This is a genomic window from Enterobacter cloacae complex sp. IR5412 (genome assembly GCF_049237385.1).
Taxonomy (GTDB): domain Bacteria; phylum Pseudomonadota; class Gammaproteobacteria; order Enterobacterales; family Enterobacteriaceae; genus Enterobacter; species Enterobacter intestinihominis.
On the sequence record NZ_JBMKHQ010000004.1, the window covers coordinates 21,521 to 41,499 of the forward strand.

The 19,979-nt window shown below is 54.2% G+C and carries 22 protein-coding genes and 5 tRNA genes; 9 read left to right on the forward strand and 18 right to left on the reverse strand.

What is annotated here, in order from left to right; genetic code table 11:
• Positions 1-160: 160 nt before the first annotated feature.
• Positions 161-310, reverse strand: a complete 150-nt coding sequence (locus tag ACOTX2_RS08765; RefSeq protein WP_063147996.1) for an AcrZ family multidrug efflux pump-associated protein — start codon at positions 308-310, stop codon at positions 161-163.
• 127 nt (positions 311-437) lie between these two features.
• On the opposite strand from ACOTX2_RS08765, the gene modE reads away from it, so the two are divergent.
• The 7 genes from modE (at position 438) to gpmA (ending at position 8,254) form a co-directional block, all read left to right on the forward strand.
• Positions 438-1,226 carry a molybdenum-dependent transcriptional regulator gene (modE, locus tag ACOTX2_RS08770; RefSeq protein ID WP_022647484.1) on the forward strand — a complete coding sequence of 263 codons (789 nt, stop codon included), beginning with the start codon at positions 438-440 and terminating at the stop codon, positions 1,224-1,226.
• Positions 1,227-1,293: 67 nt separating this feature from the next.
• Complete coding sequence (gene modF / locus ACOTX2_RS08775) at positions 1,294-2,766, forward strand: molybdate ABC transporter ATP-binding protein ModF (protein ID WP_022647483.1); 1,473 nt, start codon at positions 1,294-1,296, stop codon at positions 2,764-2,766.
• A gap of 201 nt (positions 2,767-2,967) precedes the next feature.
• Positions 2,968-3,984: a UDP-glucose 4-epimerase GalE gene (gene galE / locus ACOTX2_RS08780; RefSeq protein ID WP_063147997.1), complete on the forward strand. Its 1,017-nt coding sequence runs from the start codon at positions 2,968-2,970 to the stop codon at positions 3,982-3,984.
• A 9-nt stretch (positions 3,985-3,993) separates the two neighbouring features.
• Positions 3,994-5,040 carry a galactose-1-phosphate uridylyltransferase gene (gene galT, locus ACOTX2_RS08785; protein ID WP_063147998.1) on the forward strand — a complete coding sequence of 349 codons (1,047 nt, stop codon included), beginning with the start codon at positions 3,994-3,996 and terminating at the stop codon, positions 5,038-5,040.
• A 2-nt stretch (positions 5,041-5,042) separates the two neighbouring features.
• Positions 5,043-6,191, forward strand: a complete 1,149-nt coding sequence (gene galK, locus ACOTX2_RS08790) for a galactokinase (RefSeq protein WP_032621676.1) — start codon at positions 5,043-5,045, stop codon at positions 6,189-6,191.
• On the forward strand, positions 6,185-7,228 hold the full coding sequence (gene galM / locus ACOTX2_RS08795; RefSeq protein WP_023299620.1) for a galactose-1-epimerase: 1,044 nt from the start codon (positions 6,185-6,187) through the stop codon (positions 7,226-7,228). Before galK ends, galM begins: the two co-directional genes overlap by 7 nt.
• A gap of 273 nt (positions 7,229-7,501) precedes the next feature.
• Positions 7,502-8,254, forward strand: coding sequence for a 2,3-diphosphoglycerate-dependent phosphoglycerate mutase (gpmA, locus tag ACOTX2_RS08800; protein ID WP_003858562.1), 753 nt, complete (start codon positions 7,502-7,504; stop codon positions 8,252-8,254).
• Between the two features lie 61 nt (positions 8,255-8,315).
• Here gpmA and aroG read toward each other — a convergent pair whose 3' ends face one another.
• Complete coding sequence (gene aroG / locus ACOTX2_RS08805; RefSeq protein ID WP_022647478.1) at positions 8,316-9,368, reverse strand: 3-deoxy-7-phosphoheptulonate synthase AroG; 1,053 nt, start codon at positions 9,366-9,368, stop codon at positions 8,316-8,318.
• 304 nt (positions 9,369-9,672) lie between these two features.
• Here aroG and ACOTX2_RS08810 point away from each other — a divergent pair, with 304 nt between their 5' ends.
• The gene (locus tag ACOTX2_RS08810; protein WP_022647477.1) at positions 9,673-10,032 is read left to right on the forward strand and encodes a protein YbgS; all 360 of its coding nucleotides are present in this window, start codon (positions 9,673-9,675) and stop codon (positions 10,030-10,032) included.
• Between the two features lie 99 nt (positions 10,033-10,131).
• Positions 10,132-11,070, forward strand: coding sequence for a CDF family zinc transporter ZitB (zitB, locus tag ACOTX2_RS08815; RefSeq protein ID WP_022647476.1), 939 nt, complete (start codon positions 10,132-10,134; stop codon positions 11,068-11,070).
• Here the strand turns inward: zitB and pnuC are convergent.
• The 16 genes from pnuC to cydX all read right to left on the reverse strand — a co-directional run bounded on the left by pnuC (position 11,067) and on the right by cydX (position 19,979).
• Positions 11,067-11,786: a nicotinamide riboside transporter PnuC gene (gene pnuC, locus ACOTX2_RS08820; protein ID WP_045621771.1), complete on the reverse strand. Its 720-nt coding sequence runs from the start codon at positions 11,784-11,786 to the stop codon at positions 11,067-11,069. The two genes, zitB and pnuC, sit on opposite strands and share 4 nt — an antisense overlap.
• 22 nt (positions 11,787-11,808) lie before the next feature.
• Positions 11,809-12,852 (reverse strand): quinolinate synthase NadA, encoded by a 1,044-nt coding sequence (gene nadA, locus ACOTX2_RS08825; RefSeq protein WP_063147999.1) that lies wholly within the window; start codon positions 12,850-12,852, stop codon positions 11,809-11,811.
• A gap of 330 nt (positions 12,853-13,182) precedes the next feature.
• Positions 13,183-13,258, reverse strand: a tRNA-Lys gene (locus ACOTX2_RS08830).
• Between the two features lie 31 nt (positions 13,259-13,289).
• Positions 13,290-13,365, reverse strand: a tRNA-Lys gene (locus ACOTX2_RS08835).
• Between the two features lie 41 nt (positions 13,366-13,406).
• Positions 13,407-13,482, reverse strand: a tRNA-Lys gene (locus ACOTX2_RS08840).
• Positions 13,483-13,485: 3 nt separating this feature from the next.
• A tRNA-Val gene (locus ACOTX2_RS08845) sits at positions 13,486-13,561 on the reverse strand.
• Positions 13,562-13,588: 27 nt separating this feature from the next.
• Positions 13,589-13,664: transfer RNA gene (locus ACOTX2_RS08850), tRNA-Lys, on the reverse strand.
• A gap of 161 nt (positions 13,665-13,825) precedes the next feature.
• On the reverse strand, positions 13,826-14,614 hold the full coding sequence (gene cpoB / locus ACOTX2_RS08855; protein ID WP_003858574.1) for a cell division protein CpoB: 789 nt from the start codon (positions 14,612-14,614) through the stop codon (positions 13,826-13,828).
• Positions 14,615-14,623: 9 nt separating this feature from the next.
• On the reverse strand, positions 14,624-15,145 hold the full coding sequence (pal, locus tag ACOTX2_RS08860) for a peptidoglycan-associated lipoprotein Pal (protein WP_003858578.1): 522 nt from the start codon (positions 15,143-15,145) through the stop codon (positions 14,624-14,626).
• Between the two features lie 34 nt (positions 15,146-15,179).
• Positions 15,180-16,472: a Tol-Pal system beta propeller repeat protein TolB gene (tolB, locus tag ACOTX2_RS08865; protein ID WP_022647472.1), complete on the reverse strand. Its 1,293-nt coding sequence runs from the start codon at positions 16,470-16,472 to the stop codon at positions 15,180-15,182.
• A gap of 129 nt (positions 16,473-16,601) precedes the next feature.
• The gene (gene tolA, locus ACOTX2_RS08870) at positions 16,602-17,873 is read right to left on the reverse strand and encodes a cell envelope integrity protein TolA (RefSeq protein WP_063148000.1); all 1,272 of its coding nucleotides are present in this window, start codon (positions 17,871-17,873) and stop codon (positions 16,602-16,604) included.
• A gap of 28 nt (positions 17,874-17,901) precedes the next feature.
• Positions 17,902-18,330, reverse strand: a complete 429-nt coding sequence (gene tolR, locus ACOTX2_RS08875; protein WP_003858589.1) for a colicin uptake protein TolR — start codon at positions 18,328-18,330, stop codon at positions 17,902-17,904.
• 3 nt (positions 18,331-18,333) lie between these two features.
• Complete coding sequence (tolQ, locus tag ACOTX2_RS08880) at positions 18,334-19,026, reverse strand: Tol-Pal system protein TolQ (protein WP_022647470.1); 693 nt, start codon at positions 19,024-19,026, stop codon at positions 18,334-18,336.
• The gene (gene ybgC / locus ACOTX2_RS08885; protein ID WP_003858593.1) at positions 19,023-19,427 is read right to left on the reverse strand and encodes a tol-pal system-associated acyl-CoA thioesterase; all 405 of its coding nucleotides are present in this window, start codon (positions 19,425-19,427) and stop codon (positions 19,023-19,025) included. Before ybgC ends, tolQ begins: the two co-directional genes overlap by 4 nt.
• A 148-nt stretch (positions 19,428-19,575) precedes the next feature.
• Positions 19,576-19,866, reverse strand: a complete 291-nt coding sequence (gene ybgE / locus ACOTX2_RS08890; RefSeq protein ID WP_003858596.1) for a cyd operon protein YbgE — start codon at positions 19,864-19,866, stop codon at positions 19,576-19,578.
• Positions 19,866-19,979: a cytochrome bd-I oxidase subunit CydX gene (gene cydX, locus ACOTX2_RS08895; RefSeq protein ID WP_014169181.1), complete on the reverse strand. Its 114-nt coding sequence runs from the start codon at positions 19,977-19,979 to the stop codon at positions 19,866-19,868. Before cydX ends, ybgE begins: the two co-directional genes overlap by 1 nt.

Below are 19,979 nucleotides of genomic sequence, written 5' to 3' on the forward strand. Positions count from 1 at the left end.
TTATATACAAACAAATATAACGACATATCGCAGGCGTTCCTAGCGCTAAATCGTACCCATTAATGCGTAAACTCAAGGAACGTTGTAAAAGATATCGGCGGGAGAGGAATAAACTTGAGAGCAAAACGCCCGGGCTGGCCGGGCGTTTTGGAGGAAATCATTACTGCTTTTTAGGCTGGTCACGACGATGACCAATATTCGAAAAGACGTTGAACACTTCACCCAGGCCGTAGATGGCACCGAGGATGATAGCCATCACTACTGGCACCATGATTACCGCGAATACCAGACTTTTCAACAACTCTAACATGGTTTTCTCCAGATCTTGTGAACGGCTTATTCTACCCTGAAAAGTAAGAAAAACATCCCCTTTTGTGCGGTGCGCTTTCCGCACCCGGACATTTGGGTCACAATAACCTTTTTGCCGGGACATTGTTATGCAGGCCGAAATTCTCCTCACCCTACGACTTCAGCAGAAGCTTTTCGCCGATCCGCGACGCATCGCCCTGTTAAAACAAATAGAACAAACTGGCTCGATTAGCCAGGGAGCCAAAAACGCCGGCATCAGCTATAAAAGCGCCTGGGATGCGATTAACGACATGAACACCCTGAGCGAACAAACGCTGGTAGAGCGCGCCACCGGCGGAAAAGGCGGCGGCGGCGCCGTGTTGACGCGTTACGGGCAACGCCTGATCCAGCTCTATGACTTACTGGCGCAGATCCAGCAAAAAGCATTTGATGTGCTGAGCGATGACGACAACCTGCCGCTGGACAGCCTGCTGGGCGCCATCTCCCGTTTCTCTTTGCAGACCAGCGCCCGCAACCAATGGTTTGGTACGGTGACGGGGCGCGATCATTCGCAGGTGCAGGAGCATATTGAGATCCTGCTCGCGGACGGCACAACGCGCCTTAAAGCCGCCATCACCGCGCAAAGCGGTCAACGCCTCGGGCTGAACGAAGGTCAGGAAGTGCTGGTATTACTCAAAGCGCCCTGGATCAGCATCACGCTTAACCCTGAGCAGGCCGCCGAGGCCGACAACCAGCTACGCGGGCGTATCAGCCACATCGAGCGCGGCGCAGAACAGTGTGAAGTGCTGATGACCCTGCCGGATGGGCAGTCGCTCTGCGCCACCGTTCCGGTGAACGACGCGACCGAATTAGATGAAGGTGCTGTGGTGACCGCATATTTCAATGCAGACCGGGTAATTATCGCCACATTGTGCTAAGCGCATTGACAACCCCACCAACACTGAGTATCCCTGACATCTGTTGCTGCAAAAAATGGGATAACACATGTCATCATTGCATATTTCGCAAGGCACGTTTCGTCTTAGCGATACCCGTACCTTATCGCTGCCAGAGTTAACCCTTCGCGCCGGAGAAAGCTGGGCGTTTGTGGGCACGAACGGCAGCGGAAAATCGGCGCTGGCCCGCGCCCTGGCTGGCGAATTAACCCAGCTGAAGGGGGAGCGTCAGTGCACCTTTACCCGGCTGACGCGCCTTTCCTTTGAACAGCTGCAAAAGCTGGTCAGCGATGAGTGGCAGCGTAACAATACCGATTTGCTCAGCCCCGGCGAAGAAGATACCGGCCGCACGACGGCGGACATTATCCAGGATGAGATAAAAGATCCTGCCCGCTGTCAGCAGCTGGCGGAGCAATTTGGCATTACCGCCCTGCTTAACCGCCGCTTTAAATATCTCTCTACCGGCGAGACGCGCAAAACGCTGCTGTGTCAGGCGCTGATGAGCGAGCCGGAACTCCTGATTCTGGATGAACCGTTTGACGGACTGGATGTGCAGTCCCGCGCGCAGCTGGCAGCGTTGCTGGCGTCGCTTAACCAGCAGGGATACACCCTTGTGCTGGTCCTTAACCGCTTTGATGAGATCCCGGATTTCGTACATTACGCGGGCGTGCTGGCGGACTGTAGCCTGACCGAAACCGGCGAGAAAGCCGTACTGCTCCGGCAGGCGCTAATTGCACAGCTGGCCCACAGCGAGAAACTGGACGGTATTGCGCTGCCGGAGCCGGATGCCCCTTCGGCACGCCACGGGCTGGATCCTGACCAGCCGCGCATTGTGCTGCGCGATGGGGTGGTTGCTTACGACGATCGCCCTATTCTTAATCATCTCAGCTGGACGGTTAATCCTGGTGAGCACTGGCAGATCGTCGGCCCCAACGGGGCGGGTAAATCCACGCTGCTCAGCCTGATCACTGGCGATCACCCGCAGGGTTACAGCAACGATTTGACCCTCTTCGGCCGCCGCCGCGGCAGCGGGGAAACCATCTGGGATATCAAAAAGCATATCGGTTATGTCAGCAGCAGCCTGCATCTGGACTACCGGGTGAGCACTACGGTGCGAAACGTGATCCTCTCTGGCTTCTTCGACTCCATTGGTATTTATCAGGCGGTATCCGACAAGCAGCACAAGCTGGCGCAGCAGTGGCTGGATATTCTGGGTATGGACAACCGGGTAGCCGATGCGCCATTCCACAGCCTGTCGTGGGGGCAGCAGCGGCTGGCATTGATCGTCCGCGCGCTGGTTAAGCATCCTACGCTGCTGATTCTTGATGAACCGTTGCAGGGGCTGGATCCCCTCAACCGTCAGCTGATCCGCCGCTTTGTGGATGTCCTGATTAGCGAAGGTGAAACCCAGCTGCTGTTTGTCTCCCACCATGCTGAGGATGCCCCGTCCTGCATCACCCATCGGCTGGAATTTGTACCTGACGGCGAGCATTACCGCTACCTGCTGAGCAAAATCGATTAACGCGTGGAGGGCGCTGCCCTCCGCTTTTCAGACAACCTGCAACAATACATCTCTATCTCTTTGATCTACAATGCACTCAGTCTGTGAAAAAGCGCCTGTGAAAACCAGTGTAAACGATACCACTATTTTATCCCATGTCACACTTTTCGCGTCTCTGATATGCTATGGTTAATTCATACCATAAGCCTAATGGAGCGAAATATGCGAGTTCTGGTAACAGGTGGTAGCGGTTACATAGGAAGTCATACCTGCGTACAACTTCTGCAAAGCGGCCACGATGTCGTCATTTTTGATAACCTGTGCAACAGTAAGCGCAGCGTGCTGCCGGTCATTGAACGCCTTGCGGGTAAACAGCCGACTTTCGTGGAAGGCGATATCCGCAATGAAGCATTGATGACTGAAATCCTTCACGATCACGCGATTGAAACCGTTATCCACTTCGCGGGCCTGAAAGCGGTGGGCGAATCGGTAGCAAAACCGCTTGAGTACTACGACAACAACGTCAACGGTACCCTGCGTCTGATCTCCGCCATGCGTGCGGCGAACGTTAAAAACTTTATCTTCAGCTCTTCCGCGACCGTCTACGGCGATCAGCCAAAAATTCCTTACGTTGAAAGCTTCCCGACCGGAACGCCACAAAGCCCGTATGGCAAAAGCAAGCTGATGGTCGAGCAGATCCTGACCGACCTGCAAAAAGCCCAGCCTGAGTGGAGCATCGCGCTGCTGCGCTACTTCAACCCGGTTGGCGCGCATCCGTCAGGCGACATGGGTGAAGATCCGCAGGGCATTCCAAATAACCTGATGCCGTATATCGCGCAGGTTGCCGTAGGGCGTCGCGACTCCCTGGCGATTTTTGGTAACGATTATCCCACCGAAGACGGCACCGGCGTGCGCGATTACATTCACGTGATGGATCTGGCCGACGGCCACGTGGCGGCGATGCAGCAGCTGGCGGATAAACCGGGCGTGCATATTTACAACCTCGGCGCCGGCGTCGGCAGCAGCGTGCTGGATGTGGTGAATGCCTTCAGTAAAGCCTGCGGCAAGCCAGTGAAGTATCACTTCGCGCCGCGTCGTGATGGCGACCTCCCGGCTTACTGGGCCGATGCCACCAAAGCGGATAAAGAGCTTAACTGGCGTGTTACCCGCACGCTTGATGAAATGGCACAGGATACCTGGCACTGGCAGTCACGCCATCCGCAGGGTTATCCGGATTAAGGATTTGTCATGACACAATTCAATCCCGTTGATCACCCGCATCGTCGTTTTAACCCGCTCAGCGGGCAATGGATTTTAGTTTCACCGCATCGCGCCAAGCGCCCCTGGCAGGGGGCGCAAGAGACGCCTGCAAAACAGTCGCTGCCACAGCACGATCCGGACTGCTTCCTCTGTCCGGGCAACACGCGCGTGACGGGCGATACAAACCCGAACTACAAAGGCACCTTCGTTTTCACTAACGATTTTGCGGCGCTGATGACCGACACGCCGGACGCGCCGGAAAGCCATGACCCGCTGATGCGCTGCGAAAGCGCCCGCGGCACCAGCCGCGTGATCTGCTTCTCTCCCGATCACAGCAAAACGCTGCCGGAGCTGAGCGTTGAGGCGCTGAAAGAGGTGGTCAGCACCTGGCAGGCGCAAACGGCGGAGCTGGGCCAGACCTATCCGTGGGTGCAGGTATTTGAAAATAAAGGCGCGGCGATGGGCTGCTCTAACCCGCATCCGCACGGCCAGATCTGGGCGAACAGCTTCCTGCCGAACGAAGCCGAACGTGAAGACCGGCTGCAAAAAGCCTATTTCGCCCAGAACGGTTCGCCGATGCTGGTGGATTACACCCAGCGTGAACTGGCGGACGGCAGCCGCACTGTGGTGGAAACCGAGCACTGGCTTGCGGTAGTCCCTTACTGGGCGGCGTGGCCGTTTGAAACGCTGCTGCTGCCAAAGGCCCATGTTCAGCGTATTACGGACCTCAGCGACGCCCAGCGAGACGACCTTGCCCTGGCGCTGAAAAAATTGACCAGCCGCTACGACAACCTGTTCCAGTGTTCCTTCCCCTACTCCATGGGCTGGCACGGTGCGCCGTTTAACGGCGAAGAGAATCAACACTGGCAGTTACATGCACACTTCTATCCGCCGCTGCTGCGTTCTGCGACGGTACGTAAATTCATGGTGGGCTATGAAATGCTGGCGGAAACCCAGCGCGACCTGACGGCGGAACAGGCGGCAGAACGCCTGCGTGCCGTTAGCGACGTCCATTACCGCGAATCAGGAGTTTAAAAATGAGTCTGAAAGATAAAACACAATCCCTGTTTGCTGAAAAATTTGGCTACCCTGCCACCCATATTATCCAGGCGCCAGGCCGCGTTAATCTGATAGGCGAGCACACCGACTATAACGACGGTTTTGTCCTGCCGTGTGCCATCGACTACCAGACGGTGATCGCCTGCACGAAACGTTCAGATCGTAACGTGCGAGTGATCGCCGCGGATTACGGCAACGAAATTGACGAATTTTCCCTCGATGCGCCGATCGTGACCCACGACAGCCAGCAGTGGTCGAACTATGTTCGCGGCGTGGTGAAGCATCTTCTGAAGCGTAACAAGAATTTCGGCGGGGCCGATCTGGTGATCAGCGGCAACGTGCCGCAGGGGGCGGGATTAAGCTCTTCCGCATCGCTGGAAGTGGCGGTCGGCACCGTGTTCCAGCAGCTTTATCATCTGCCGCTGGACGGGGCGCAGATCGCCCTCAACGGTCAGGAAGCGGAAAACCAGTTCGTGGGCTGCAACTGCGGCATTATGGATCAGCTGATTTCCGCGCTGGGCAAGAAAGAACATGCTTTGCTGATTGACTGCCGCTCCCTCGGGACCAAAGCGGTTCCACTGCCAAAAGGTGCGGCTGTGGTGATCATCAACAGCAACTTCAAACGCACCCTGGTGGGGAGCGAGTACAACACCCGCCGCGAGCAGTGTGAAACCGGCGCGCGCTTCTTCCAGCAGCCAGCCCTGCGTGATGTCTCACTTGACGAATTTAACAAGGTTGCCCACGAACTGGATCCGGTTGTCACTAAGCGCGTGCGTCACGTGCTGACGGAAAATGCCCGTACCGTAGAAGCCGCCTCCGCGCTGGCGAAAGGTGACCTGAAACGGATGGGCGAGCTGATGGCCGAATCGCATGCCTCCATGCGCGACGATTTCGAAATCACCGTGCCACAAATCGACACCCTGGTTGAAATTGTGAAAGCCACGATTGGCGACAAAGGCGGCGTGCGTATGACCGGGGGGGGATTTGGCGGCTGTGTCGTCGCCCTGGTGCCGGAAGAGATGGTCCCTGCCATTCAGGACGCGGTGGCTAAACAGTACGAAGCCAAAACGGGCATCAAAGAAACTTTCTATGTCTGCAAAGCATCACAAGGAGCCGGACAGTGCTAAACGAAACACCTACTCTCGCACCGGATGGTCTGCCGTATCGCCTGTTGACCCTGCGCAACAGCGCCGGGATGGTGGTTACGCTGATGGACTGGGGCGCAACGTTACTTTCTGCCCGCGTACCAATGCCTGACGGCAGCGTGCGCGAAACCCTGCTCGGCTGCGCATCGCCCGAGCAGTATATCGAGCAGACCGCTTTTCTGGGCGCATCCATAGGCCGCTACGCCAACCGCATCGCCAGAAGCCGGTTTACGCTGGACGGCGTAACCTATTCCCTGCTTGCCAGCCAGGGTGAAAATCAGCTGCACGGCGGCCCGGAAGGGTTTGATAAACGTCGCTGGAAGATTGTGCAGCAAAATGACGGTGAGGTCTGGTTCTCTCTGGACTCCCTCGACGGAGACCAGGGCTTCCCGGGCAATCTCACCGCAACCGCACGCTTTACCCTGACCGAAGATAATCGTATCGCCATTGAGTACCGCGCGACCGTCGACAAGCCGTGCCCGGTCAACCTGACTAACCACGCCTATTTCAACCTTGACGGCAATCAGACCGATGTCCGCAGCCACAAACTCCAGATCCTGGCGGACGCGTATCTGCCGGTCGATGAGATGGGTATCCCTTATCAGGGGCTGAAACCGGTAAGCGGTAATAGCTTTGATTTCCGTCAGCCGAAAACCATCGCCCAGGATTTCCTGAGTGATGACGATCAGCGCAAGGTGAAAGGCTACGACCACGCTTTCCTGTTGCAGGCGAAAGGCGATCTTTCTCAACCTGCCGCACAGGTCTGGTCTGCGGATGAGAAGTTACAGATGACGGTCTACACCACCGCCCCTGCCCTGCAGTTCTACTCCGGTAACTACCTGGAGGGGACCACGGCGCGTGAACATAACGACTACGCCGCCTGGCAAGGTCTGGCGCTGGAGAGCGAGTTCCTGCCGGACAGTCCTAACCATCCTGAATGGCCGCAGCCTGACTGCGTGCTGCGTCCGGGTGAAGAGTACGTAAGCGTCACAGAGTATCATTTCATTCCGCGCGCATAATGTCCGGCGGCGCTACGCGTGCACGGGCCTACGAATGTAGGCCGGATAAGCAAAGCGCCATCCGGCAAAAAGCCTGGCCCTCACCGCGAGGGCTTTTTTCCGCTCAGCTTGCTGAAAATAGCGGCGATCGCAGACAAAATCATAACCCTGGATTCACATGCATCTTACACTCTCGAACTATTTTCGCTATGGTTAGGGTTAAGCGTTGCTGCTGGCACAGTCACGGCAATATAATGAGAATTGTTATCATTCAAAATGCTTGAGGAGTAAGAAATGGCTAATACTAAGCTTGTCCTGGTGCGCCACGGCGAAAGCCAGTGGAACAACGAAAACCGCTTCACCGGTTGGTATGACGTTGATCTGTCCGAGAAAGGCGTGAGCGAAGCAAAAGCGGCAGGTAAGCTGCTGAAAGAAGAAGGCTTCACCTTTGACTTTGCTTACACCTCTGTGCTGAAACGTGCCATCCATACCCTGTGGAACATCCTGGACGAGCTGGATCAGGCCTGGCTGCCGGTTGAGAAATCCTGGAAACTGAACGAGCGTCACTACGGTGCGCTGCAAGGTCTGAACAAAGCAGAAACCGCAGAAAAATACGGTGACGAGCAGGTTAAGCAGTGGCGTCGTGGTTTTGCGGTCACGCCTCCAGAGCTGAGCAAAGATGACGAGCGCTACCCGGGCCACGATCCGCGTTACGCGAAGCTGACTGAGGCTGAACTGCCGCAGACCGAAAGCCTGGCGCTGACCATCGACCGCGTTGTGCCTTACTGGAACGAAACCATTCTGCCACGCCTGAAAAGCGGCGAGCGCGTCATTATCGCTGCTCACGGTAACTCCCTGCGTGCGCTGGTGAAATACCTGGACAACATGGGTGAAGATGAAATCCTTGAGCTGAACATCCCTACCGGCGTGCCGCTGGTGTACGAGTTCGACGAAAACTTCAAGCCAGTTAAACATTACTACCTGGGTAACGCCGACGAAATCGCTGCAAAAGCGGCGGCCGTGGCGAACCAGGGTAAAGCGAAGTAATTTTCGCCGGACATAAAAAAAGCGTGGAGCAATCCACGCTTTTTTATTGCCCGCGATAAACTTAACCGCGACGCGCTTTTACCGCATCCGCCAGCTGACGCAGGATCGCATCGGTATCATCCCAGCCAATGCAGGCATCCGTCACGCTCTTACCGTAGACCAGCGGCTCGCTGCCCTCCAGGTTCTGATTGCCTTCCACCAGATGGCTCTCAATCATCACCCCAATCACTGCGCGTTCACCGTTGGCTATTTGCTGACAAACGTCTGCACCAACTTCCATCTGCTTTTTGAACTGTTTGCTTGAGTTCGCATGGCTGAAATCGATCATGATCTGCGGCGCCAGTCCCGCTTTCTCCAGACCCGCCTTCACTTCCGCTACGTGTTTAGCGCTGTAGTTAGGCTCTTTACCGCCGCGCAGAATGATATGGCAATCGCCATTACCGCTGGTATTCACGATAGCCGAGTGGCCCCACTTAGTCACCGACAGGAAGCAGTGCGGCGCGCCAGCCGCATTGATGGCATCAATAGCGACTTTGATGGTGCCATCAGTGCCGTTTTTGAAACCCACCGGGCATGACAGGCCAGACGCCAGCTCACGGTGAACCTGCGATTCAGTCGTACGCGCACCAATAGCGCCCCAGCTCATCAGGTCAGCCAGATACTGCGGGGTGATCATATCGAGGAATTCTCCGGCAGCAGGCAGCCCGCTGTCGTTAATCTCCAGCAGCAGCTTACGCGCAATACGCAGGCCGTCGTTGATCTGGAAACTGTTGTCCATGTGCGGATCGTTGATCAACCCTTTCCAGCCCACGGTGGTACGCGGTTTTTCGAAATAAACGCGCATCACAATTTCCAGTTCGCCCTTCAGCTCTTCGCGCAGGGTGAGCAGACGTGACGCGTACTCTTTGGCCGCAGCAGGATCGTGAATGGAGCACGGTCCGATGACCACCAGAAGACGATCGTCGCTACCTTTCAGGATCTTGTGGATCGCCTTGCGGGCATGAGACACCGTGTTGGCGGCATTTTCGGTGGCGGGGAATTTTTCAAGGAGCGCTACGGGAGGTAATAACTCATTGATCTCTTTAATGCGTAAATCGTCGTTCTGATAATTCATCTTCTTTCCGGCTCTGCCATATCTTTAGTAATGAAAGCAATGCTTTCAATCTAACTTGTCGGTCACGAAGTGTAAACGGGCTTTTACACTTCGCGCAGATAATTCCTGGAATTCGCCTAAAATACGCAACAAAATAGCGAAAAATGAGATCTCGCCTAAGCTTTTTACTTGTAACGACTGTTTTTAAATATTTATACGCGATTCCATCCTGACATAATTCAGGAATCTGGGATCTTTCGCCACTGAACAAGATGCACTGTTGGAGAATGTTATCCAGCGTAACGATAAGAACAGGAGCACCATGATGAAAATGACGAAACTGACTACGCTTTTCCTGACGGCAACCCTTACCCTGGCAAGCGGTAGCGTACTGGCAGCCGATACAGGCTCCTCCGGCAGCAACGGCGACGCGAATGCCGCTGCCGAAGCGGGCCAGGTTGCGCCGGATGCAAAACAGAATATCGCGCCAAATAATGTTGATAACAGTAATATCAACACGGGCAATACCAACACCGGCGGTACGAATACCGGCACGATGAACCATGACGGTATGAGCACTGACGAAGTTCACAAAAACTCAATGTGTAAAGACGGGAAATGCCCGGACCCGAATGACAAAGTGGGCAGCGATGCCAATACCAAAACGGACGGTACTACCCAGTAACCTTCCGTAAGGTAAAAGAGGGAGAGCGAATGCTCTCCTTTTTTATTTAAGCTCTTAAAAACGCTACACTAAAAATAATAATAAATCAGGAACGATACCATGGCGCACTCCCACTCCCATTCCCACTCCACTGGCGATGAAAATGCCAAACGGCTTCTGCTGGCTTTTGGCGTCACTGCCACCTTTATGATTATTGAGGTGACAGGCGGACTGATCTCCGGATCGCTGGCGCTGCTGGCCGATGCCGGGCATATGCTGACCGACGCTGCCGCGCTCCTGTTTGCTCTGCTGGCCGTGCAGTTTGCCCGTCGCCCTCCCAATGCCCGCCACACCTTTGGCTGGCTCAGACTGACCACACTTGCTGCGTTCGTGAATGCGATTGCACTGGTGGTTATTACCATTCTTATCGTCTGGGAGGCGTTTCAGCGCTTTCGTCATCCACAACCGGTAGCCGGAACGACGATGATGGTGATTGCTATTGCCGGGTTGGTCGCCAATATTCTGGCATTCTGGATATTGCACCGCGGCAGCAGCGAAAAAAATCTGAACGTACGGGCCGCGGCGCTTCACGTGCTGGGCGATCTGCTGGGTTCCGTAGGTGCCATCGTCGCCGCGCTGATCATTATGGGTACGGGCTGGACCCCCATCGACCCGATTCTTTCCGTGCTGGTATCGTGCCTTGTATTACGCAGTGCCTGGCGGCTGTTGAAAGAGAGCGTGAATGAACTGCTGGAAGGCGCTCCCACGTCGCTGGATATTGGCGAGCTAAAACGCAATCTGTGTCGTTCCATTCCTGAAGTCCGTAACGTTCACCACGTTCACGTCTGGCTGGTGGGTGAGAAACCGCTTATGACGCTGCACGTTCAGGTTATTCCGCCCCACGATCACGATGCGTTGCTTGAACGTATTCGGCACTTCCTTGAGCATCACTACGAAATTGCGCACTCCACCATCCAGATGGAGTATCAGCCCTGTAACGGGCCAGACTGTCACCTGAACGAGGCGCAGTCCGGCCACTCACACGAGCATCACCATTAGTGGGAAAGCGCGCGAGAGCCACGCTCACGCGCGCTGTTGATCCACATGCGGCTACCGTTCAGGGCAATGACGGTCAGCAGCATATACTCCAGCGACATGGCATAAACGCCCTGACGGGCAAAAATCACCACGCTAATCACGTTGATGACCACCCACAGCAGCCAGTTTTCAACGTATTTACGGGTCATCAGGATCATTGCGGCAATCGACAGCACCATCATGCAGGAATCCCAGAACGGGAAGGCATCAGGCTGAAGCTCAGGCATCGTCACGTTTAATCCCAGACCCGACATGACCGAGACCGCCACGCGCGTCAGGAAGGCAAATACCGGGTCAATAAAGATGGTCATAAAGCCGATTGCCACCACGCAGGCCGCGAGCCAGGCAATGGCTTTTGGCAACGGCAGCCAGCGGATTTGCAGCTCCGCCTCCTGCTGACTGTTTTGCCGCGACCAGGCGTACCAGCCATAGATATTGGCCGCGAAGAAGAACAGCTGCAGAAGCAGGCTGGCGTAGAGCTGGATCTGGAAGAAGATGATCGCAAACAGCGTGACGTTTATCAGCCCGAACGCATAGTTACTGATCTTCTCAAGGCTGGCCAGCCAGATACAGAGTAAACCGGCCAGCGTACCTACCGCTTCAATCCACGACAGGTCATAGCCGCCCGCACCAATCGGGATATGAACCAGGATGTTCTGTGTGCTAAAAAAATCCATTTTTTCTCCGGGGCGTAATAAGTTAAGTACGTAGTGTAGCCGCAAAATCCAGCATACGGTTAAGCGGAATTAACGCGCCTTCGCGCAGGGCGGCGTCTACGTGGATCTCATGCGCTGCGCCACCGATCTCCAGCCCCTCCGCTATCGCCTTAAGTCCATTCATCGCCATCCACGGGCAGTGCGCGCAGCTTCGACAGGTCGCCCCTTCTCCGGCGGTTGGCGCTTCGAGCAGCTCTTTTTCTGGTACGGCCTGCTGCATTTTATAGAAGATACCGCGATCGGTCGCCACGATGAGCTGCTTGTGCGGCAGGGTTTTTGCCGCGTTTATCAACTGGCTGGTTGAGCCGACGGCGTCCGCCATCTCAACAATCGACTGCGGCGACTCCGGATGCACCAGAATTGCGGCCTGCGGGTATAAGCGTTTCATCCTGGTCAGTGCCTGGGTCTTAAACTCGTCGTGAACGATACAGGCGCCCTGCCAGCACAGTACATCCGCACCGGTCTGTTTTTGTACGTAGTTTCCCAGGTGACGATCGGGCGCCCAGATGATTTTCTCCCCCAGGCTGTCCAGATGTTCAATCAGCTCAACGGCAATACTGGACGTTACTACCCAGTCTGACCGGGCTTTCACCGCCGCAGACGTATTGGCATAGACCACCACGGTACGGTCAGGGTGGGCATCACAGAAGGCGGTGAACTCATCAATCGGGCAACCGAGGTCAAGAGAACATTCGGCATTCAGCGTAGGCATCAGAATCGTTTTTTCCGGGTTGAGGATTTTTGCCGTTTCACCCATAAAACGAACCCCCGCGACCAGCAGCGTGGAGGCTGAATGCTTAGCACCGAAACGCGCCATCTCCAGGGAGTCTGAGATACAGCCACCCGTCTCTTCCGCCAGCTGCTGAATTTCCGGGTCGGTGTAGTAATGCGCCACCATCACCGCATCACGCTCTTTAAGGAGGCGCTTGATTTTTTCACGATAGAACTGCTTCTCATCCCGGCTTAGCGGAGCTGGCTTCGGCGGGAAGGGATAGATTGCGGTTTCGGGATCAAACATCACACTCATTATGGCTTCTCGTTTTACTGGCTTAACAATATTGCCTTTGTTTTGCATGAGCTAACAAAAATGAGGCAATGGTGTTTTATATACTAAACAAGATAGCGAATTTGAGGGGGAATGTCATCGGGAATTGATGCCGGTAGCATTTGTCGGCTGGTGGCTTCGCCTTACCCGACCAACAAGGTACTGGCGAAAGACAGATAGCAAAAAGGCGCCTTTAGGGCGCCTTTCTACACTGGTGGGCCGTGCAGGATGACTCGGCTTCGCCTCGCCCTTCGGGCCGTTGCTAAAGCAACGTTATCCTTCACGTGTAATATCTGAGTAAGACATTAAAATTGGTGGGTCGTGCAGGATTCGAACCTGCGACCAATTGATTAAAAGTCAACTGCTCTACCAACTGAGCTAACGACCCCTTGCGGGATGTACTTCAAATCTATTCAGGCTGGTGGGTCGTGCAGGATTCGAACCTGCGACCAATTGATTAAAAGTCAACTGCTCTACCAACTGAGCTAACGACCCATTCGGGTGTTGCCTGAATTATCACTCGGAACCAATAAAATTGGTGGGTCGTGCAGGATTCGAACCTGCGACCAATTGATTAAAAGTCAACTGCTCTACCAACTGAGCTAACGACCCGAGTGGTGGGTGATGACGGGCTCGAACCGCCGACCCCCTCCGTGTAAAGGAGATGCTCTACCAACTGAGCTAATCACCCACTCTGTACTGCCGGAACTGCTTTAAGTGGTGGGTCGTGCAGGATTCGAACCTGCGACCAATTGATTAAAAGTCAACTGCTCTACCAACTGAGCTAACGACCCACTTTTGCGCTGCTTTCACGTTGTTTGATATCCCGTGGCAACGGCGGCATATATTACTGATTTAAGAATTCTGCGCAACAAAAATTTCGATGAAGATCACTTAACTGCTTAGGAATCATGCTGCACGACCAGAAATAACGCGATTTCTGGTCATGCGATAATCAACCCATCGAACTCAAACGTTTTTGCGCTTGTTTGGCGCCGTCTGTACCCGGGAATTTCGCAACCACCTGCTGATAAACCGCTTTGGCTTTTGCAGTGTCGCCTTTGTCCTGCATGATCACGCCGACTTTATACATCGCATCAGGTGCTTTCGGTGATTTCGGGTAATTTTTCACCACAGAGGCAAAATAAAACGCCGCATCATCCTTTTTACCCTTGTTGTAATTCAACTGACCCAGCCAGTAGTTCGCATTTGGCTGGTAAGTAGAATCAGGGTACTTCTTAACGAAGTTCTGAAACGCAACGATAGCATCGTCCTGGCGCGATTTGTCCTGTACCAGGGCAATGGCCGCGTTATAGTCCGTATTCGCGTCACCGCTTTGTACAGGCGCTCCAGACGACGCGGAGGCATCTGCCGCAGGTGCAGGCGTCGCCGCACCGCTTTGATCGCCTGCTGCTGGCTGTGCTGCTGCTCCGCCGCTGTTCAGGCTATCCATCTGCAACAAAATTTGCTTCTGGCGCTCCACAACCTGATTAAGCTGATACTGACTCTCCTGGATCTGACCACGAAGGGAATCAATATCATTCTGGTTATCGGAAAGCTGCTGCTGGAGTTGAGTTAAAAGCTGGCTGTGAGCGTTAGAAATACGCTCGAGTTGAGTGACCCGGTCTTCTACCGAGCCTGAGCCGACACTACTGATTGGTGCCTGAGCAAAAGCGGCCCAGGGGGCCGCTATTCCAACCAGTAACGACAGACTCATCAGATGATGTCTGAAGTTACTGCTCATGCAATTCTCTTAGTAAACGAGTACGGCACGACGGTTTTTGGAGTAAGCCGCTTCGTCGTGACCCAGTACTGCTGGTTTTTCTTTACCGTAAGAAACGATGGAGATCTGGTCAGCAGAAACGCCTTTACCCTGCAAATACATTTTAACAGCGTTTGCACGACGTTCACCCAGGGAGATGTTGTACTCCGGAGTACCACGTTCGTCCGCGTGACCTTCTACGGTGACTTTGTAAGACGGGTTGCTACGCAGGAAGTTTGCGTGCGCATCCAGCATCGCAGCGAAGTCAGAACGGATGTCGTATTTATCCAGATCGAAGTAAACGATGTTGTTCTGCTGTAACTGCTGCATCTGAAGACGCGCTTGCTCTTCAGAAGACATATTGCCATTGCCGTTAGCGTCCATACCGGTGCCGGCACCCATCATGCCTTCGCCGCTCTGGTCATTGCTTGCGTTCTTGTTAGAAGAACACGCTGCGATTGCCATAACAGGCAGAGCGATCATCAGCCCCTTCAGCACTTTGTTCAGTTGCATTTCTAAGATTCCTTTAGTAATCAATTAATTATTATTACAGATACGGCGACCAGGCAGGTGATTTTACCTGTCCATCAGTTGCCGGAAGACGCGCTTTGAAACGCCCATCTGTAGAAACCAGATTCAGCACGGATCCCATCCCCTGAGAAGAGCTGTAGATTACCATGGTGCCGTTAGGTGCCAGACTTGGCGTTTCATCCAGGAACGTTGACGACAGTATTTGTACGCCTCCCGTTACCAGATCTTGTTTGGCAATGTGCTGCTGACCACCCGCAGTGCTGACCATTACCATTGTTTTACCATCGGCACTGACGTCAGCATCCTGGTTCTGAGAACCTTCCCAGGTAATACGCTGCGCTGCTCCGCCGTTGATATTCACTTTATAAACTTGTGGACGACCCGCCTGGTCGGACGTAAAGGCCAGATTCTGGCTGTCCGGGAACCAGGTTGGTTCAGTGTTATTGCTACGACCATCCGTGACCTGACGGATCTGACCAGAACCAATATCCATTACGTACAGGTTCAGGCTACCGGTTTTAGACAGGGCAAACGCCAGTTTGGTACCGTCCGGAGAGAACGCAGGTGCACCGTTGTGACGTGGGAATGACGCAACCTGACGAACAGCACCGTTAGAGAGCGTCTGGATGACCAGCGCGGAGCGGCCGCTTTCGAAGGTCACATACGCCAGCTTTGAGCCGTCCGGAGACCATGCCGGAGACATCAGCGGCTGCGGTGAACGGTGTACGGTGAACTGGTTGTAACCATCGTAGTCAGAGACGCGCAGCTCATAAGGGAACTGGCCGCCGTTGGTCTGTACCACGTACGCGATACGGGTACGGAACGCACCTTTAATACCGGTCAGCTTCTCGAACACTTCGTCACTCGCCGTATGGCCAGCGTAGCGCAGCCACTGCTTGTTCACTTTATACGTGTTCTGAGCCAGAACGGTACCCGGCGCACCGCCGGTATCAACCAGCTGATACGCAACGTTATAGCCGCCGTCTGGTGCAGGCGTAACCTGACCGACAACTACCGCATCAATACCCAGCGCAGACCATGCAGCAGGCTGAACGTCCTGCGCAGTACCCGGCTGCTGAGGCAGGCGGGAACGATCTAATGGGTTAAATTTACCGCTGTTACGCAGGTCAGCTGCAACAATGCCGCCAATATCTTCAGGCGCAGCGCCCGGGCCTGCCCACTGGAACGGAACGACACCAATCGGACGCGCCGAGTCCACCCCCTGGGTGATCTCGATACGTACTTCTGCGTGCAGTACAGCTGCCCACAGCATTAAAAAACTAACTGCTACACGTAATGCCTGCTTCATCATATCTCCCTTATCTGGGTAACCTTACCCACGATAATTTAGCAGAATGTTAACAAACCCAAATAGACAAAACTACTTATCCTGTTTACGACCATAGACTGTTTTTCATACTTCCGTTAGAAGAGTTGATTACAGCTTAAAGTCCAGTTTGGCATCTTTTATCCTTTCATAAACAGCCTCGCTAGGCGGTTTAGGAATGTTCGCCGATCTGGCTGCGGCCAGCGCAGCCTGACAGAGCGCAGGATCGCCCCCTTCAGACGTCACGCTTTTCAACCTGCCGTCTGGCGCAAGATTGATGTGCAGTACGCATTGCTTGCCCTGATACAGGCCTGCATCAAAGAGTCGGCTCTGAATCGCAACCTGGATCTGTTTGGCATAAGCACTGATATCTGCACCTGTTGCCCCACCGTTGGCTCCGGAGGTACCGCTGTCTTTTGACGGCTGTCCATTTCCTTTCGCCCCACCGCCCGTTTTCGGTGCATTCTTACCGGAACTCAGGTCGCCCAGCAGATCGTCAACTCCTGCGGCTGCGGCAGCTTTCTCAGCGGCAGCGGCCTTTTTAGCAGCGGCTTTTTCGGCTGCTGCTTTCTTATCGGCAGCGGCTTTCTCAGCGGCTGCTTTTTTATCAGCGGCGGCTTTTTTATCAGCAGCGGCTTTTTCCGCAGCGGCGGCTTTTTCTGCCGCAGCTTTCTCAGCGGCGGCCGCTTTTTTCGCAGCATCAGCAGCCGCTTTCTTCTCGGCTTCCTGCGCAGCTTTTTTAGCGGCTTCCGCTTCGGCTTTCTTCTGTGCGTCGGCAGCAGCTTTTTTCGCCGCTTCCGCTTCTGCTTTCTTCTTCGCATCAGCAGCCGCTTTCTTCGCCGCCTCGGCTTCCGCTTTCTGCTGAGCATCAGCAGCCGCTTTCTTCGCCGCTTCTGCGGCTAACTTAGCCTGAGCATCTGCCTGCGCCTTCGCATCTGCTGCGGCCTTGGCTGCCGCCTCTTCCGCTTGCTTCTGCTGTTCCTGAGCTTTCTTCGCGGCGGCTTCAGCCTGTTTCTGCTGCTCCGCCTGCTCTTTCGCCGCTTCCTGTGCCTGCAAACGCTCTTTCTCAAGCTGCTTCAGACGCTCCTGCTCGGCGGCCTGCTTTTCACGTAGCTCTTCCGCCTGCTGTTGCGCCTGTTTTTCACGCTGTTCTTCCGCACGTTTTGCACTCGCCTGCTGCTGTTGCTGGCGATTATAGTTCTGCACTACCGCACCGGGATCCACCATGACGGCGTCGATGGACGAGCCCCCACCGCCGCCTGATGCATCAAGGTGCTCATCGAACGAACTCCAGATCAGCGCTGCAAAAAGAATCACGTGCAGCACTGCGGAGACGATTATCGCTCGCTTAAGCTTGTCGTTCTGTTCGGTTGCCTTTGACACTATCGGTTCCCAAAAACTACGCAGATGATCAAATAGGCTGAGTCATTAAGCCAACTGACTTAACGCCCGCACTATGTAGCAAGTTCAGCGCTTTGATAATTTCATCATATGGTACGTCTTTCGCACCACCGATTAAGAAGACCGTCTTCGGATTTGACTCCAGGCGTCGTTGCGCTTCAGCAATAACCTGCTCGGGCGGAAGCTGATCCATACGATCTTTCTCTACCACCACGCTGTACTGCCCTACGCCGGAAACCTCAATGATGACCGGAGGATCGTCATTGGTGCTTACCGCCTGTGATTCTGTCGCATCCGGCAGATCCACTTCCACACTCTGGGTGATGATGGGCGCTGTCGCCATAAAGATCAGCAGCAGCACCAGCAGCACGTCCAGTAACGGAACGATATTGATTTCGGACTTGAGCTCGCGACGACCTCGTCCACGCGATCTGGCCATGGTTTACCCCTTGTTGCTCTCGGTGCTGGTAAACGCCTGACGATGCAGAATCGCGGTGAACTCTTCCATAAAGTTGTCGTAGTTCAGTTCCAGTTTATTCACTCGCTGGTTCAGACGGTTGTACGCCATTACCGCCGGAATTGCCGCGAACAGACCGATTGCGGTCGCGATCAGTGCTTCTGCGATACCCGGTGCCACCATCTGCAAGGTTGCCTGCTTCACCGCCCCCAGGGCGATAAAGGCGTGCATGATCCCCCACACCGTACCAAACAGGCCGATATACGGGCTGATGGAGCCAACGGTACCGAGGAAAGGAATATGCGTTTCAAGATTTTCCAGTTCGCGATTCATGGAAATGCGCATCGCACGCGACGCACCTTCTACCACGGCTTCCGGCGCATGGTTGTTAGCACGGTGTAAGCGAGCGAACTCTTTGAAACCACTATAAAAAATTTGTTCGGAGCCTGAAAGGTTATCACGGCGTCCCTGGCTTTCCTGATAGAGACGAGAAAGCTCTATACCCGACCAGAACTTATCTTCAAACGCTTCGGCTTCGCGGCCAGCGGCATTGAGGATACGCGTTCTCTGGATGATGATGGCCCAGGATGCGATTGAAAAACCAATCAAAATCAACATGATAAGTTTAACCAGAAGGCTTGCCTTCAGGAACAAATCAAGGATATTCATGTCAGTCACTGCTTAAACTCCGCGACAATAGACTTAGGAAGCGCACGAGGCTTCATTATGGTTGGATCAACACAGACAATCAGGACTTCAGCTGAGTTCAGTACCGTGTTCTCTGCATTGACTATCCGCTGCGTGAAAACCAGTGAAGTTCCGCGCATTGATGTAATTTCTGTTTGGACTTCGAGCATATCGTCGAGTCTGGCAGGCGCAAAATACTCAAGCGTCATCTTGCGTACCACGAAGGCAACTCGCTCAGCCAACAGCACCTGTTGACTAAAGTGATGATGGCGCAGCATCTCTGTGCGTGCCCGTTCATAAAAAGCAACGTAGCTGGCGTGGTAGACCACACCACCGGCATCGGTATCTTCGTAATAGACACGTACCGGCCATCGAAACAGCGTTGTATTCACTTTACATCCCGGTAATACAAGAAAAGTTGGAGCTTTCAAACTTCGCTACTATACGCGCGGGAATGATGGTTTGGAATGGGGGAAAGTAAACGGAGAGTAAATTTTTATGGGCTCGGGTAAGCCCATATCATTAACGGACATTTCTTATTCAGAAGAAGAAGAAAATCAAACCGGCGAGAAGAACCAGATCGGCAATCAGCGGGCAGAAGATGCCCTGCCAGTGAAGCGCTTTCGGACGAAAGCCGACACCGTGAATCACACCTGCACACACCGCCCACATAATCAGGAAGCCGTGCCAGATCTCAAGCTCGCTGGTTTTAGCCGCGAAGCGCGACGGGTCCCAGAAGATACAGCCCGCCAGCAGTAATGCCATAATGAGGGAAAGCGCCCGCAGGGGGCGCTTGTCCATTACCGCATATAACGTTGCGATAATATTCATTAGTGCTTATCTTCACCTGCTTTAGACGCTTCTACATGCTCAAGCGCCAGGGCAGTGATGACACCAAATGCACAGGCAAGAAGCGTCCCTAAAATCCATGCGAAATACCACAT